The following is a 15,081-nucleotide window of genomic DNA, read 5'->3' as shown; positions in this document are numbered from 1 at the left end:
TTTAATTTCGAATAGATAAGATGCTATTCACTTACTTTAAACTGGTAGATTGTAGTGGTTTCATACGTTTCGCCTGGATTTAACACTGCTGATGGAAAATCAGGTTTGTTGGGGGAATCGGGAAAAGTCTGGGTTTCCAGGCAAAGAGCTGCATACTGTTCAATTGGCACGCCGTGGTGACCCGTTAAACTTCCATCCAAAAAGTTGCCGGTGTATAGCTGAACTCCGGGTTGGTCCGTATACACTTCCATAATGCGGCCGGACTCTTCATGTTCAACCGTGGCAATTTGTCGAATGCCTGAATTGGGATCATTCAAAACAAAGTTGTGATCGTATCCCGGTGGTATTGACTCAATGCGAGCACCCACAGTTTCAGGTTCGGTAAAATCAAAGGGTGTTCCTTCTACAGGACGCAGTTCTCCGGTAGGAATCAGGCCTTCATCAACCGGAGTGTATCTATCCGCATGAATCATTAAGAGATGATCCAAAATACCCTGTGACGGATCACCACTTAGATTGAAATAAGAATGGTTGGTTAAATTAACGACTGTTGCCTTGTCGGTTGTAGCGTGGTAATCAATTCGTAGTTCGTTCTCCTCAGTTAGAGTATAGGTAACCTCCACATCCAGGTTTCCGGGATATCCCTCTTCGCCGTCGGGACTGAGGTAACTGAGCGTAACTGAATTTTCATCCTCATTAACTTCCGCATCCCAAAGCTTTTTATCGAACCCTTCTTCACCTCCGTGGAGATGATTCTCCCCATCGTTTGTTGCGAGTTGATAGGTTTCGCCATTGAGTTCAAATTGGCCGTTGGCAATCCTGTTGGCATATCGGCCGGCAATAGCCCCAAAAAATGGATGGCCTGATTTATACTGTTCCAGATTATCAAAACCAAGCACAACATTCTCGATATTTCCATCTTCATCAGGCACTTTTATTGAAGTGACAATTCCACCGTAATTGGTAATGGAAACTTCCATACCGTTTGAATTTGTTAATGTAAACAGTTGTACTGTTGATCCGTCATCCATCGCTCCAAACTCCTCTGTTTCAACCTGTTGTTCAGCCATTTGATTCTGTTCCGATGTACAAGCAAAAAAAGCTGTCATCAGAACCAAAAATGCAGAAAACTGAACTATTTTTTCTTTTCCTATTTTCATCAAATTTATGATTTCATATTTCGATTTGGGCAGATATCCAATCAACATATCTCCGAGATTCTGTAGATCCACTGCCTCAAAAATTGAATAAACTAATAAAGGTGTAAATTTTACACTTATAAGAAGTAACAGAACCTGAATGGGATTTGCAAGCGCTTTTTTGCCAAACAAACAGTTCTGGAAATTTCTCTCTTATATCGGCAGAATATTTTGGGTGGGCAATTACACCATTTTAAATACGCAAAGTTAAAATGGCTTTATCGAGATAGGTGGAGTAATAATAAAAGAGAAGCCAGACATCTCATGCCTGACTTCCCTTGGACCTTCGGACGAATGTAATGTTGATGTAGTCTTAGAAGTAACTTCACCCGGATTATGCACCAAGAAATTTGGTTGTGCACAAGGCGAAGAGGAAATGGTGACGGAAGGGTACCTGAGTACCCTGAGTAAAGCATTTCAACTTTAACGCAGTGCACGGGCAAATTTCGTAGCCATTTGCCACAACACTCAAAATTGACCTACCATCATTTCCCGCTACATGAAATATTATCAGTGGCTTAAATTCTATATTATACTTTTTCGTGAATAATTCGGGTTCAATCAACATCTTCATCTTTTTAGCAACCTCAACCACCAGGTTGAATATTCATAGCTTTAATTTTATCAACGCAGCAGAAAAGCAGAATTATTAATTAACCTCAGCTCGATTAATAAAAACGTATGAAAAAGTCTCCCCTAACAAGGGGAGATTTTCCCCAGGGGATGCCTTCGGCGAGAGGGGTGTTCATTGTGTTTCGCAGATATTCTGATGGACATCCCCCTATTTCCCCCTTTTTTAAGGGGGACTATCAAGAATCTAATTTATGAATCGAACTCAGGTAATTAGAAAACCTGGACCCACCCTAAAAAAGGAAGAGTCCAGGCGAGGGGAATCACGAAGAGATAAATAAACTGGCGATGTTTGTTACGTCTTCCATTGTCAGGAATTCATCCCACGCTTCAGTCACACCATCAGCATCAACATCCGTCACGGATGTAACTTCAACTCCTAATTGTGAGGTCTGATCTTCACCGGCATAAACCGCCTGCGTTGCTTCAGGCATGCCTGCACCGCGTTCAGCTTGAGTAATCCATCCTTTCAAGCCCCGGAGTCTTCGCACTTCTGATGCATGGCGTGCCTCTACGGAATGAATAGCCAGGGCTGCGGTCAATACTTGTGGAGCTCCCTGAACGGCTGGCGCCTGACCTTTATACGCACGAACTCCGGTGTCTTCAAATGCTTGTGAAAGTGCCAGGAACTGATCGTACACGTTAAACGGATCAAACGCACCGCCTACTGTAAAATCGAATTCAGGTTTTTCGATTGGGGTTCCACCCAGGGTATCAATCGTATCAAGCAGAAAATCCACATGCTGTTGTTCGTGTTTGCCAATCTGCATGAAGATATCTGCTTCTTTGCCACTTGGAATTAAACCGGTTTGATTATTCCCCATTGCATAGAATTCATTTTCAAGATGCTCCAGGGTCAATGCATAATTTAAAACTCCTATCAGGTTCTCTGTGGATTGTGCTTTTGCCGGTGTTGAGAAAGCAGAAATAGCCCCCAGTGGTATGGCCGATAATGCAAGCTTTTTGCTGAAATCGGTCATCTTTCCTAACGCATCTTTTCGGCTCAGGAATTTGTCCTTCGCTTCTGAATCGAGCTCTTTGTCGTTAAACTGATCTAAAAAATTAATTAAACTCATAATATTATCTCCTAAGGTCTTTAAAATTCAAAAATTGTTTATTGAGGTTGTGGCAGGTTACTTCCATCGATCTGCTCGGTAATGAAGTTTTGAGCCATTCCAAGAACTTCGTTTGGGGTTCTTGTCAACTCAAGTCCATTTCCGTCGATGATGTCATCACCTGCAAATGAAGTATTGCTGCTGCCAATGAGAGATCGAATAGCAGAGGCGTGCCGTGCCTCAACAGATACAATTTTACCTGCTTCCACGAGATAATCTGTATTTTCGATGAGTTGTCCCGCGCCGTTGTAAGCAGAAACTCCCAAATCTTCGAAAGCCTGGGCTGTGCCAAGTACACTTGCACGATCAGAAAAATCAACCGAGCTGAAATCAGGTGTCAGGCCGGGAATAATGCCGTTTGGTGCAACACTTGAAATAGCAGCCTGGAACCAGTCCCTGTGGGCCACTTCGTGATTTCGTAAATCTTCCATAATTTGTCCCTCCTCGGCGCTCATTCCGCTATAAGCAGAATCCAAAACAGCAATGTAGAAAGCTGCTTCGAGCTGTTCGAGAGCATATGCATAATTCAATACCCCAACATCTCCCGAGCCGAGATTTACCATCTCATTCTCGTTTTCATCGTCGTCCACACCCATGGGGTTATCATCACTGCAAGCAGCCAGGCCAAATGCTAAAACAGTAGCTGCTGATGTTCCGGCATACTTCAGGAATTTCTTTCTCGATAATCCCCTGTTCTTTGTTTCATCCAAAAAGTTCTTATTTACGTCAGACATATTGATTTCCTCTGTTATTTCATTGTTTTGATTTATGATTTATTACTGTCTTCACTAATGAGTACGAAGTGAACAGAGAAGCAGATTGGATTTCAGAACAAATAATTAATAAATCTTAACACATCCTGTTTTAGAGAGGGGGCTTGGCAGTTGTAACTTAAGTCAGTATCAAAATTTTTGAGTACCTTTTAACCACAATAAACAGAACTAAAAAAATTTATTATGCCTGTATATAAATCCGACAATAAACATGGTAAAGAAATTGCTCCCGGGGTATTCCGTAAAATTGCTCATCTTGAGAAGATAATGGCGGCAACTATTGAATTTACCGGGGGACCGATGGACCAGCCCGATAAGCCTCATTCCCATCCACACGAACAAGTGAGTTATGTAGCGGCAGGATCTCTCTATCTTTTTTTAGGAGAGGAAAAGCACTTGCTGGAAGAGGGAGATCTATTTTTAGTTCCATCAAATGTTCCTCACAGCATTCAAACGCTTTCAGAAAAAGTAAAACTGGTGGACGTTTTTACTCCTTTACGAGAGGAATTTCTTACAGACTAATCTGTTAATTCCATACTCTCCAAATAATTCCTCCACTTTGTTTATACCTAATAAAGTAGAATATTCATTTATACTCGTTACGAAGGTCCTCCTTCGTAACGCCGCGACTGGAAGCTCTTGCTTTCATCTCTGTAAAGAATATGATATTTGATCATCCATTATATGCAGCTGTAGTTTCAACCACAGCATTCTCAAGCAGGAGCTTAGGAGTGAGTAAAAAGTCTCCTCAAATCACCCCAGGAAAAAATTATCCACATTGATGTTGATAATACTTCCGGATGTACGTATTTTTGGAGACTCTGCAATATTTGAAATACTACTTCTACTTAAATGTACCTGTGTAATGTTTGAAGATTTGTCTTCTAAAATAGAATCAGCCGTACAGTCCCTGAAAGGTCAGGCGCGTATCACTGATGTAAACATCGCCGAAACCGTTCGGGAGATCAGAAGAGCTCTCCTCGATGCAGATGTAAACCTTGAAGTTGCCCGCCAGTTTACCAACGATATTAAAGAACACGTGATGGGCTCGGATGTTCTGACAAGTGTAAACCCCGGGCAGCAGTTTACCAAGATTGTGTACGACGAGATGGTGAAAATTCTGGGAGAAGAGCGCTCAGATATCGCCGTAGCTCAAAATCCACCGACCGTTATTTTGATTGCAGGATTACAGGGATCGGGGAAAACAACGTTTTCAGCAAAGCTTGCACGCTATCTTAAACAAGAGAATAATCGAAATCCAATTTTAGCCGCAGCCGACGTTTATCGTCCCGCGGCAGTTGACCAACTCAAAACACTGGCCGGTGAAATTGATGTTCCGGTCTATTCCATTGAACAGAAAGATGCCGTTCGGGTAGCAAAAGAGGCGGTATCGATGGCGAAAAGTTTGGCACTTGATACGGTAATTATTGACACCGCCGGCCGCCTGCATGTGGATGAGAAGATGATGGATGAGGTAGCAGAGATTAAGAGTTCGGTTGAGCCGGATGAAATCCTGTTCATCGTAGATGCCATGACCGGCCAGGATGCGGTAAACACAGCAAAAGCATTTAACGAAACCATCGACTTTGATGGTGTGGTTTTAACAAAGATGGATGGCGACACCCGCGGCGGTGCTGCACTTTCTATCCGTTCGGTTGTTGAAAAACCTATTAAATTTATGAGTACCGGTGAAAAGCTCGACGCGCTTTCACCATTTTATCCCGACCGGCTTGCACAGCGAATTTTGGGGATGGGTGATGTAGTTTCCCTTGTGGAAAAAGCCCAGCAGGAGTACGACGAGAAACAAGCCAAAAAACTCCAGAAAAAAATAACTTCTGACAAATTTGATCTTGTTGATTTTTACGATCAAATCCAGAAAATCAAAAAGATGGGAGACATTTCTGATTTAGTAGGAATGATTCCCGGAGCCGGAAAAGCTGTTGAAGATGCAGATTTAAGTGAAGATACATTCAAACCTATCGAGGCGATTATCAATTCCATGACACCGGAAGAGCGACATAACCCGGAAATATTGAATGGAACCCGTCGCCGCCGAATTGCAAACGGTTCTGGTACAAGTGTTCGCGAGATCAATCAGTTGATCAAGCAGTTCAACCAGATGAAGAAGATGATGAAGTCGATGAGCAATATGGGTAAAATGGGTCAGGCAATGCAGGGACTCAAAAATCTGCCTTTCGGCAAATAATAATTACATATACAGTCATTCTGAGCTTGACTCAGAATCTCCTCCTTCGGTTGATGTTTGGAGATTCCGAATCGAGTTCGGAATGACGAAATAAAAACAAATTTACCAACATAACAATACAGGAGTACATCATTGATTAAGTTACGTTTACAACGACGAGGAAGAAAAAAACGGCCGTATTACCATATCGTAGCAGCGGACAGCCGATCTCCAAGAGATGGGCGGATTATCGAACGATTGGGCAGATACGACAATGCAACTGAAAGTAAAGAGCTCACCTACGATGAAGAGCGAATTATTCACTGGCTGAAAATTGGTGCTCAACCAAGTAATACCGTTCGAAATATTTTGAAGCATGAAGGTATTATGTACAAAATGCACCTGATGAGATGGGGCAAATCCGACGAAGAAATTGAAGAAGCATTAACCGAGTGGAAAGAAGCTCGCGAAGCCAGAGCTGAAGAAGACACCAGCCGGAAAGCCCAACAACAAGAGCTGCTTAAAGCAGAAGAGAAAGAATATAAGAAGCAGCTTGAAGAAAAAGCTGCAAAAGCAGCCAAAGAGCTTGAACGGGAGAAGAAACTGGAAGAAGCCAAAGCTGAAGAATCAGAAGAAGACGAAGCACCGAAAACACCGGCCGGTGAAATTGAAGCTGCTTTAGAAAAAGCTGAAAAATCCGATGAAGAAGAAACGGAGAAAAAAGCTGAAGCTTCACCCGAAAAAGAAACAGCAGACGAAGATACTGAAGAAGAGGTAAAAACCGACGCTGAAGAGGAAACAGAAGCCAAGGAAGAAGGGGCTGCCGAAGCCAAAGAGGAAGAGGCTGAAGAAAAAGAAGAGGTTGAAGCAAAAGCGGATGCTGAAGAGGCTGAGGAAGAAGCAGAGCCCGAAGCCGAAGAAGAGAAACAGGAAGCGGCTGCATCTGATGAAGAAGATGAAGACGAGGACGAAGAAGAAGCGAAAGCTGAAGCCGAGTCTGAAGAATCAGAAAAAGATGAAGAGGAAGAAAAAGCCGAAGCCGGGACGGTTTCTACGGATATGAATGCAACCGAAGCGATCGATCACATCAAAAATACTCCACTCGAAGAGCTGGAAGGTTTTGTACCTGATGATGAAGATCGGGTAACGGTTCAGCGCGCCTGGGATAGCAAACAATCTGACTCTGAATAAAATTGTAAGGAACCGGTAATGGACCAATCCATGCGAAACCGGTTTGTAGAGATAGGCCGAATCGGCAGGCCCCGCGGACTGGAAGGTGTTGTCCGCTTTATGCCGAATCAAAATTTTGTAGATGATCTTTTCGATCGGGTCGATCTTTTTTATATGAAAAATGAACGCTCCGATCTGGTCCCATCAAGGATTGATTCCGTGTATGTGGAGGCCAAACGAAATGATCAAACGTTCTTTGTAAAATTTGATATGATTGCCAACCGGACAGATGCGGAAGAGGCTCAGAATAAAGCTGTCTTCATAAAAGCGGATCTGTTTGATGAAGTTGCAGAACCCGCTGAAGAGGATGACTCGTTATTCGGCTACAGAATTCAATACAATGGCGAAGAGTTTGGAGAAGTGTTGGATGTATTAAGAAATCCTGCTCATCCCATTCTGGAAGTAAAACATGGTGCCGGTACAATTTTAATCCCGATGGTTGATGAGTATGTGGATGAAATGGATCATGAAAATGGTATCATCTTCTGCATTAATCTGAATCAATTAACAGATTTATAATCATGCTGAGAATTGATATTCTTTCCGGTGTTCCCGGTCTGCTTACAAGCCCGCTGGAGACCAGCATAGTTGGCCGGGCACAGGAAAAAAAACGGGTTGAGATTCACGTTCATGATCTGCGGGATTACACCGACGATAAACACGGCAAGATTGATGATTATCCGTATGGCGGAGGTGCCGGAATGGTGATGACGGCTCAGCCCATTTTCGACTGTATCGAAAAGCTGACTGGCGAGCGTGAGTATGATGAGATTATTTTTACCGCGCCCGATGGAGACACATTTGAGCAGAAAGATGCGAATGAGTTATCCATCAAACAGAATCTTATTTTTCTCTGCGGCCATTATAAAGGAGTTGATCAGCGCGTTCGGGATGAACTGATTACCAAAGAGTACTCCATTGGTGATTATGTGCTTTCCGGCGGCGAACTTCCGGCACTGGTTATGACTGATGCGATTGTTCGCCTGTTGCCTGGTGTTTTGGGGGATGCGGAAAGCGCCCTGAATGATTCTTTCCAGGAAAACTTGTTGGAAGCTCCTGTGTATACACGACCGGCCGAATTCAGAGGAAAAAAAGTTCCCGGTGTGTTGTTGTCCGGTGATCATAAAAAAATTGAAGAATGGCGTTTTGAAACAGCCAAAGAACGGACCAAAGAAAAGCGACCCGATTTATACAAAAAATTTAATAAGAAACATTAAAATCCCACTAACGAGGAAATCAAAATGGATAAAATGCAATTAGTAGAACAGACAATAATGCGAGACGACCTGCCGGAGTTTACAGCAGGCGATACTGTAAATGTGCATTATCGTGTTCGTGAGGGAGAGAAAGAACGTATTCAGCAATATGAAGGTATTGTAATTAATGAACGAGGTTCTGGTTCAAATAAGACGTTTATCGTTCGAAAAATCTCTTCAAATGTTGGTGTTGAGCGTATTTTCCCGCTTTATTCACCATTCATCGCAAAAATTGAAGTGAAAAAACGTGGTAAAGTTCGTCGTTCTAAACTCTTTTACCTGCGTGACAGAAAAGGAAAAGCTGCCCGAATCAAGGAAAAAGATAGCAGAGAACAAGAGTAATTCCGTTTGATTCTTTTTTTGTATCAAACATTAACCTATTAATTCAGACGAACAAAGAAGCATGAACCTAATTTTATTTGGGCCTCCCGGGGCAGGTAAAGGTACACAAGCAGAAAAATTAGTTACCCATTTTGATCTTCCCCATCTCTCAACCGGGAATATCTTTCGGGCAAACATCAAGAATGAAACACCTTTAGGAAAAAAAGTAAAATCTATTCTGGATTCGGGAGAGCTTGTTCCTGATGAAACCGTTGTGGAACTGGTTGCCGATGAACTGGACAAAGAAAAGTATGAGGAGGGCGTCATTTTCGATGGTTTTCCAAGAACCGTTGGCCAGGCAGAAGCACTGGATCAATACCTGGATAAAAACGGTAAAAAAGTCGACGCATTTGTCACTCTGGATGTACCTGAAGAAGAGCTGATCGACCGAATTTTGAGCCGCGGCGAAGGACGTACAGATGACACTCCCGAGAAAATAAAAACTCGCTTAGAAGTCTACAGAAACGAAACAGAACCTGTTTTAAACTACTACAAAAAGCAGGGCGTAGTTGAAGAAGTAGACGGTGTTGGCGATGTAGATGAGATCTTTGAGAGGATTAAGGACGCTGTTTCGTAGGTGGATAGCGCGAGCGTCCCGCTCGTGTTTCGAACAGGACACAAGCGAGACACTTGCGCCATTACTGAGAAAATAGAATTCCCCCTTTGAAGGGGTTACGTGAAATGAGCGTTTAGCGAATGAACTCGGGGGATGTTCTTACGATCCACATCTCGAGTACACCCCTCTGAGTTTTTCAAGAACTTTTGAAAAACTCTGTCTCCCCTCTTTTCGCAATCAATAGATTTTTCCTCACCAATTAGGATGCCTCAAAAGCACAGAAACACAAAAATTATACTTTAGTGATTTGGTGTTTTCGTGGCAAAACAGCCGGATATTTAGCTACAAAAAAATAACACTATCGATAGGTCATCCCCCTGCGCGCCCTTCAAAGGGGGAGTTTTTCAAAACCTCCAATATCCCCGGAGTTACATCCAGAATGCTCTCCGCATTTTTAAACGGATTTGTATTTCCTTTTACAAACAGTGGAACCGGATTCCGGGTATGCGTTTTGATTGACAGATCTTCAAGGTTTCCGTGATCACTGCTTAAAACCAGTGTATCATCCTTATCTATATTTTCCAGAATTTCTGTGATAAATTGATCCAGGATATTTAACACACGATCTGCCATCTCCTTGTCTTGCTCATGACCTGCTTTGTCTGTCAGGTAATATTCAAACAGCACCAGGTCATATTGATCCAACGCCTTTAACATTCGTCCTGATGCTTCTTCCGGTTCAATTTCGGGCACATCCAACTTTAGTTTATTCCTCCAGGCTGATTGTATGATCTCGGCCGTTACGGCTCTTCCCTCTACAACATCTTCAAGCCGATTGAGCCTGACTCCGGCAGAACGAGCCATCAACGTTGTACAACTCCATCGGTTTCTCTTTTTTGATTTCTCAAAAAACAGGTCTGGATAAGCGTTTAAAAAATGAGGCTTTTTCCCCATCTCAATCACTTTATGAAAAAGGCTTCTTTTTTTAAGCAATGGTTTAATTTTAGAATGAGGATACGGACCAAAATGACGTCCCACTACCTTTGAAGCATTCTCGCCGGTAAATAAAGCCGTCTGCCCCGTTCCGCTTTGGGGTAGGCCTTTCAGATCCAGGTTGGCATCTATTTTCTTAAATAGAAGAGAATCATTATCTCTTTCTTCGCAAGAATCATAAAGTCCATCTTTCCCGGTAAAAAATGAGAGGAATTTTAGATTGGAAGTAGCAAGTGGATTAAACTCCGTTTTTGGTCCGACTCCAATTCCATCAACAAAAATAAAACAGACAGCCATTACTTCTCCAGGATTAGCGTCACCGGCCCGCTGTTGATGAACTCCACATCCATCATCGCACCAAATTCTCCGGATTCTATTTGTAATCCACTATCGCGTTTCAGTACATCAATCATATAATCATATAATAATTCTGCCTTTTCCGGTTTTGCTGCTTCAATAAAACTGGGCCTGGTTCCTTTCCTTGCATCACCATAAAGAGTGAATTGGGATACCACTAAAATTCCACCTTTTACGTCGGTTACAGACCGGTTCATTTTTCCCTCATCATCCTCAAAAATCCGAAGAGTTGGAATTTTTCTGCAGCACCAGTCTACCTCATCTTTTGTGTCGGATTCATGAATACCCACCAGTAGTAAAAGACCATTTTCAATACTGCCGGTTACTTCATCATTAACGGTTACACTCGCATTTTTTACTCTTTGTACTACTACTTTCATATGTGAGTAACTGTGTGGAAAACTTTAAAATTTCTGTTCATAAAAAGAAACTGCTTATTTTCATCGAATCTATCCACATCAATCCACAATTAAAAACAGTTATCAACAGTGAAAAAGAATAACTTTTAGTGTTGAAAAAAACATATGTATGAATAGGTGTAATAAATATAAAATGTTGATTACTTAAATTTACTTTCTATAACTTATTGATTTTACTGGCTAATTTATCAACATAATTATTCACATCTCGTTAAGATCCATTTGTGCAATCATTATAAAAAAGTTATTCACTTTTCCACATGTCCTACTACAATACAACAAAATTAAAAATCTCATTTCTATTGTATATACTTGTGGATAACCTGAGTAAAACTCACGAATCAAAAAAAAGAAAACGTGATATTATCATACCGTAAAATATCATATATCAGAACAGTAATTTACTCGATTGGTTTTCTGATCTGTTTATTAGTGATTTTCTCTTTTTCTAACGAACAACTATCCCGGGACCGTTCAAAGACTGTTCGGGTTATGATTTATAACATCCATCACGGAGAAGGGATAGATGGTAAAACAGATCTCAATCGAATTGCCTCAGTCATCAACAAAGAAAACCCGGATATTCTTTTATTACAAGAAGTAGATGTAAACTTAGAAAGATCCCAAAAGATAGACATACCAACATATTTATCTGATAAAACAGCTTTAAGTTACTCTGTATTTGGAAAAAATATTGATATTGAAAATGGAGCTTATGGAAATGCAACACTATCCAGGTTTCCAATTTCAACTTCAGAAAATTTTCAATTTGAGAAGATAGGCCCTGAACAGAGAGGTATTTTAGCAACTGAAATTTCTATAGATGGTAATAATCTTTTAGTACTGAATACACATCTCGATCATACAGAAGGAGATTCAGAACGATTCCTGTATGCAGAAAAAGCACAAAATGAAATTTTACCGTTATACGGTGCAGATACGGTACTATTTGGAGGGGATTTTAACGATATTCCAACCAGCCGGATGTATCAGAAATTGCTTGAGGAATTTAAAGATGCATGGGTAGTTTCAGGTAATAAAAATGGATATACAATACCTGCTAATGACCCTTCAAAACGAATTGACTATATCTTTTTTAAAGGTGATATAAAACCCGATTCCACTTGGATTCCGAAAACAGAAGCTTCCGATCATCTTCCCGTTGTCTCAGACTTTGTTTGGATTGATGATGAATGAATATTTCCTTTTGAAAGGGGTAACTACGCAGAAGTAAAATTTAATACTAAAAAAATTACACGTGTCAGATAAAAAAATTACCTACAAAGACTCAGGTGTCGATATCAAAGCCGGGGAAGACCTGGTAAATTCCATCAAAGATGTGGTAAAAGATACACACAACGCCAATGTGGTAAGTAACATCGGCGGATTTGGCGGACTCTTTACTGCTGATTTTGGATCTATGAAAAATCCCGTTCTTGTAAGCAGCGTGGATGGTGTTGGAACCAAGCTGATTGTAGCATTTAAATCTGAAAAGTATGATACAGTTGGACAGGATCTGGTAAACCATTGTGTGAATGATATTGCCGTTTGCGGAGCCACTCCCCTTTTCTTTCTCGACTACTTTTCAACCGGAAAACTGGAACAGCAGGTTGGGTTTGATGTGGTCAGCGGATTTGCCAAAGCGTGTAAAGAGAACGGCGTGGCACTGATTGGCGGCGAAACGGCCGAAATGCCTGACATTTATGATTCCGGTGAATTTGACCTGGCCGGAACCATTGTTGGAGTAGTTGACAGAGATCAGTTGATAACCGGTGAAAAGATTCAAAAAGGAGATCTGCTGATTGGCTTTAAAAGTTCCGGGATTCACACAAACGGATATTCCCTGGCACGAAAGGTTTTGTTTAGTGAGTATGATGTAAATGATCAGCCTGAGGAATTGAATAGAACGGTTGGCGAAGAATTGCTCCAGGTTCACAGATCCTATCTCAAGGTAATTTCGGAACTTAAAGAGATTGATGGAGTAAACGGATTTTCCCATATCACCGGCGGTGGAATTGTTGGGAACACCAAACGGATTCTGCCGGATGGTTTAAAACTGGATATAGATTGGGACAGCTGGAAACGACCCGCCATTTTTGATTTGATTCAAAAAACAGGAAATGTACCGGAAGACGATATGCGTGCTACTTTTAATCTTGGGATAGGTTTGATTGCGGTGGTTTCAGAATCGGCTGTTACAAAAGTTGAAGAAATTTGTAGTCAGTTGGATGAAGAATTTCTTGAAATCGGATCAGTCATATAATCAAAAAAGAAAGCGGTTATAAACTCATAAGAACAAAATAATTTTATGATCAGCCGTTTCCTTGCCTTTCTCAGAAAGCATCAAAAGTACGCTCCTGTTCTCTTCTTTATTGGCGGCTTTATATGGGATTCCCTCACCCTTGGCCGTATCGACCGGCTCTACGACCGCACCATTCTCTCCACCTATATGATTCTGCTGAGTGTGGCGATTTATATGTTTAATGTGGCAGATGACGGAAAATGGAAAGACACCTTCTTTGAAAAATATGAGGAGTATCTTCCCCTGGCCATTCAGTTTTTCCTCGGGGCGTTGTGCAGTGCGTTTGTGATCTATTTCTCAAGAAGTGTCTCGTTTACAAAAACACTCTCCTTTTTTGTGATCCTGGTGATTCTTCTGTTTGGCAATGAATTGTTAAAGCAGAGAATATCAAATAAATACTTGCAATTTAGTGCCTATTTCTTTGTGAACTTTACATTCTGTACGTTTTTCATCCCAGTTTTGATCAAGCAGATGAGCACTTCGATATTCATCATATCCGGTTTGATCAGCCTCGGAACCACGATGGCTTTAATCATCTATATTTATGCTGTCAGCCCATCCACAAGAAGAGAAATTCACGAAGGGAAAATATTCGGTTTGGTGGTGGGTATATATTTGATGATTAATACGTTCTACTATTTCAACATGATACCGCCTGTACCCCTTGCTCTTGAATCTGGAATAGTGGCTCATAATGTTGAGAAGGTGAATGGCAATTACGAGGTTACCTATCAAAAGGAAGTTTGGTATAAGTTCTGGAGAGAAAACAGCCTGACCTACCTTCAGGAACCTGGTTCGAATGTATATCTGTTTACATCAATTTTTGCTCCAACGGATCTCCAAAAATCAGTGGCACACCGGTGGAAATGGTTTGATCCGGCTACCGATCAATGGCAGGTGGCAGATACCATTTCGTATGAAATTATGGGAGGCCGCGATCATGGCTACAGGGGTTTTACATACAAAAACAACGTTTGGGAAGGTTCCTGGAAAGTAGATGTAATAACAGAAGAGGGGCTTGTTTTGGGAATTATAGACTTTGAGATAGAGATCGATTCAACCACACAACACATAGAGCTGGAAACGCAGGTATTTTAACCAAAAAATTTTGGTTTATCTGATCTCCTTTAGATAGTTGTACTCAACCGAGCAGCTGTTAGCAAATTTCTTAGAATGACTTGTCTGATATCAGAAAGAAAAAATTTGAATCAGGTATAGTGGTATTTGGAAAGATTTCTTTGAGAGGATTGATCGTTGAAGGGCTTTTTGTTTTGATCAATTACTATCAATATAAAGGGTTAAGGGTATTCACTCCAAATGAGATTTGTATTGGTTGAATATCAGTAGTTGAACATATTTTAATGTTATACTTTATATAAGTAATAGTAGTTAATATATATTAATATGGAAACTCGTTCCGAAGCTCCAGCTTCGGGATGTCAGATAGAAGCTCTGCTTCTCTACAGTTTTCGGCATTTTAATAAAGAATTCCACAGATTGCGAAAATATCCCTCTGAGGTTGTCCAAAAAGGATGTCATTTTGATTTTGATTCTCCAAAGGAGTCCTTGGGACAGAATCTCCAATTGTTAATCAGTGTGGAGATACCGGATCGAGTCCGGTATGACAAAAATGAGAATATTGATTTTTCTTACATTCTTTTTGGGCAGCCTCAGTCCCCTTCAAA

Annotated in this window: 15 protein-coding genes; 10 read left to right on the top strand and 5 right to left on the bottom strand. The window is 41.2% G+C overall.

Annotated features, from left to right (window positions below):
* Positions 1-23 precede the first annotated feature (23 nt).
* From U5K72_02745 to U5K72_02735, 3 genes are all read right to left on the bottom strand, one after another.
* Entirely contained in the window at positions 24-1,160 is a 1,137-nt protein-coding gene (locus U5K72_02745; GenBank protein ID MDZ7717724.1) for an aldose epimerase family protein, read from the bottom strand.
* 932 nt (positions 1,161-2,092) lie between these two features.
* Positions 2,093-2,905, bottom strand: a complete 813-nt coding sequence (locus U5K72_02740) for a ferritin-like domain-containing protein (protein ID MDZ7717723.1) — start codon at positions 2,903-2,905, stop codon at positions 2,093-2,095.
* 38 nt (positions 2,906-2,943) lie between these two features.
* The gene (locus U5K72_02735) at positions 2,944-3,678 is read right to left on the bottom strand and encodes a ferritin-like domain-containing protein (protein ID MDZ7717722.1); all 735 of its coding nucleotides are present in this window, start codon (positions 3,676-3,678) and stop codon (positions 2,944-2,946) included.
* A 222-nt stretch (positions 3,679-3,900) separates the two neighbouring features.
* Here U5K72_02735 and U5K72_02730 point away from each other — a divergent pair, with 222 nt between their 5' ends.
* From U5K72_02730 to U5K72_02700, 7 genes are all read left to right on the top strand, one after another.
* On the top strand, positions 3,901-4,239 hold the full coding sequence (locus U5K72_02730) for a cupin domain-containing protein (GenBank protein ID MDZ7717721.1): 339 nt from the start codon (positions 3,901-3,903) through the stop codon (positions 4,237-4,239).
* 259 nt (positions 4,240-4,498) lie between these two features.
* Complete coding sequence (gene ffh / locus U5K72_02725) at positions 4,499-5,923, top strand: signal recognition particle protein (GenBank protein MDZ7717720.1); 1,425 nt, start codon at positions 4,499-4,501, stop codon at positions 5,921-5,923.
* Between the two features lie 132 nt (positions 5,924-6,055).
* On the top strand, positions 6,056-7,093 hold the full coding sequence (gene rpsP / locus U5K72_02720; protein ID MDZ7717719.1) for a 30S ribosomal protein S16: 1,038 nt from the start codon (positions 6,056-6,058) through the stop codon (positions 7,091-7,093).
* A gap of 18 nt (positions 7,094-7,111) precedes the next feature.
* A complete protein-coding gene (rimM, locus tag U5K72_02715; protein ID MDZ7717718.1) occupies positions 7,112-7,651 on the top strand; it encodes a ribosome maturation factor RimM in 540 nt (179 codons plus the stop codon).
* Between the two features lie 2 nt (positions 7,652-7,653).
* A complete protein-coding gene (gene trmD, locus U5K72_02710; GenBank protein MDZ7717717.1) occupies positions 7,654-8,349 on the top strand; it encodes a tRNA (guanosine(37)-N1)-methyltransferase TrmD in 696 nt (231 codons plus the stop codon).
* 24 nt (positions 8,350-8,373) lie between these two features.
* Positions 8,374-8,730, top strand: a complete 357-nt coding sequence (gene rplS, locus U5K72_02705; GenBank protein ID MDZ7717716.1) for a 50S ribosomal protein L19 — start codon at positions 8,374-8,376, stop codon at positions 8,728-8,730.
* A gap of 61 nt (positions 8,731-8,791) precedes the next feature.
* A complete protein-coding gene (locus tag U5K72_02700) occupies positions 8,792-9,346 on the top strand; it encodes an adenylate kinase (GenBank protein MDZ7717715.1) in 555 nt (184 codons plus the stop codon).
* Between the two features lie 348 nt (positions 9,347-9,694).
* Here U5K72_02700 and U5K72_02695 read toward each other — a convergent pair whose 3' ends face one another.
* Together U5K72_02695 and dtd are read right to left on the bottom strand one after the other, a co-directional pair.
* A complete protein-coding gene (locus U5K72_02695; protein ID MDZ7717714.1) occupies positions 9,695-10,615 on the bottom strand; it encodes an alkaline phosphatase family protein in 921 nt (306 codons plus the stop codon).
* The gene (dtd, locus tag U5K72_02690; GenBank protein ID MDZ7717713.1) at positions 10,615-11,055 is read right to left on the bottom strand and encodes a D-aminoacyl-tRNA deacylase; all 441 of its coding nucleotides are present in this window, start codon (positions 11,053-11,055) and stop codon (positions 10,615-10,617) included. Before dtd ends, U5K72_02695 begins: the two co-directional genes overlap by 1 nt.
* 531 nt (positions 11,056-11,586) lie before the next feature.
* Between dtd and U5K72_02685 the strand changes: the two genes are divergently transcribed.
* From U5K72_02685 to U5K72_02675, 3 genes are all read left to right on the top strand, one after another.
* Complete coding sequence (locus U5K72_02685) at positions 11,587-12,291, top strand: endonuclease/exonuclease/phosphatase family protein (protein MDZ7717712.1); 705 nt, start codon at positions 11,587-11,589, stop codon at positions 12,289-12,291.
* 61 nt (positions 12,292-12,352) lie between these two features.
* Positions 12,353-13,357 (top strand): phosphoribosylformylglycinamidine cyclo-ligase, encoded by a 1,005-nt coding sequence (gene purM / locus U5K72_02680; protein MDZ7717711.1) that lies wholly within the window; start codon positions 12,353-12,355, stop codon positions 13,355-13,357.
* A 45-nt stretch (positions 13,358-13,402) separates the two neighbouring features.
* Positions 13,403-14,494 (top strand): DUF2914 domain-containing protein, encoded by a 1,092-nt coding sequence (locus U5K72_02675; protein ID MDZ7717710.1) that lies wholly within the window; start codon positions 13,403-13,405, stop codon positions 14,492-14,494.
* Positions 14,495-15,081: the final 587 nt, after the last annotated feature.

The sequence above is a fragment of the Balneolaceae bacterium genome (assembly GCA_034521495.1).
GTDB lineage: Bacteria > Bacteroidota > Rhodothermia > Balneolales > Balneolaceae > Rhodohalobacter.
The sequence above is the reverse complement of the archived record's forward strand: the minus strand, read 5'-3'. Positions and strand labels throughout refer to the sequence as shown.

What these genes read in the sequence shown, in the direction of transcription:
- U5K72_02745 (MDZ7717724.1), bottom strand. Translation starts at nt 1,160, where the DNA reads ATGAAAATAGGAAAAGAAAAAATAGTTCAGTTTTCTGCATTTTTGGTT.
- U5K72_02740 (MDZ7717723.1), bottom strand. Translation starts at nt 2,905, where the DNA reads ATGAGTTTAATTAATTTTTTAGATCAGTTTAACGACAAAGAGCTCGAT.
- U5K72_02735 (MDZ7717722.1), bottom strand. Translation starts at nt 3,678, where the DNA reads ATGTCTGACGTAAATAAGAACTTTTTGGATGAAACAAAGAACAGGGGA.
- U5K72_02730 (MDZ7717721.1), top strand. Translation starts at nt 3,901, where the DNA reads ATGCCTGTATATAAATCCGACAATAAACATGGTAAAGAAATTGCTCCC.
- ffh (MDZ7717720.1), top strand. Translation starts at nt 4,499, where the DNA reads ATGTTGATAATACTTCCGGATGTACGTATTTTTGGAGACTCTGCAATA.
- rimM (MDZ7717718.1), top strand. Translation starts at nt 7,112, where the DNA reads ATGGACCAATCCATGCGAAACCGGTTTGTAGAGATAGGCCGAATCGGC.
- trmD (MDZ7717717.1), top strand. Translation starts at nt 7,654, where the DNA reads ATGCTGAGAATTGATATTCTTTCCGGTGTTCCCGGTCTGCTTACAAGC.
- rplS (MDZ7717716.1), top strand. Translation starts at nt 8,374, where the DNA reads ATGGATAAAATGCAATTAGTAGAACAGACAATAATGCGAGACGACCTG.
- U5K72_02700 (MDZ7717715.1), top strand. Translation starts at nt 8,792, where the DNA reads ATGAACCTAATTTTATTTGGGCCTCCCGGGGCAGGTAAAGGTACACAA.
- U5K72_02695 (MDZ7717714.1), bottom strand. Translation starts at nt 10,615, where the DNA reads ATGGCTGTCTGTTTTATTTTTGTTGATGGAATTGGAGTCGGACCAAAA.
- dtd (MDZ7717713.1), bottom strand. Translation starts at nt 11,055, where the DNA reads ATGAAAGTAGTAGTACAAAGAGTAAAAAATGCGAGTGTAACCGTTAAT.
- U5K72_02685 (MDZ7717712.1), top strand. Translation starts at nt 11,587, where the DNA reads ATGATTTATAACATCCATCACGGAGAAGGGATAGATGGTAAAACAGAT.
- U5K72_02675 (MDZ7717710.1), top strand. Translation starts at nt 13,403, where the DNA reads ATGATCAGCCGTTTCCTTGCCTTTCTCAGAAAGCATCAAAAGTACGCT.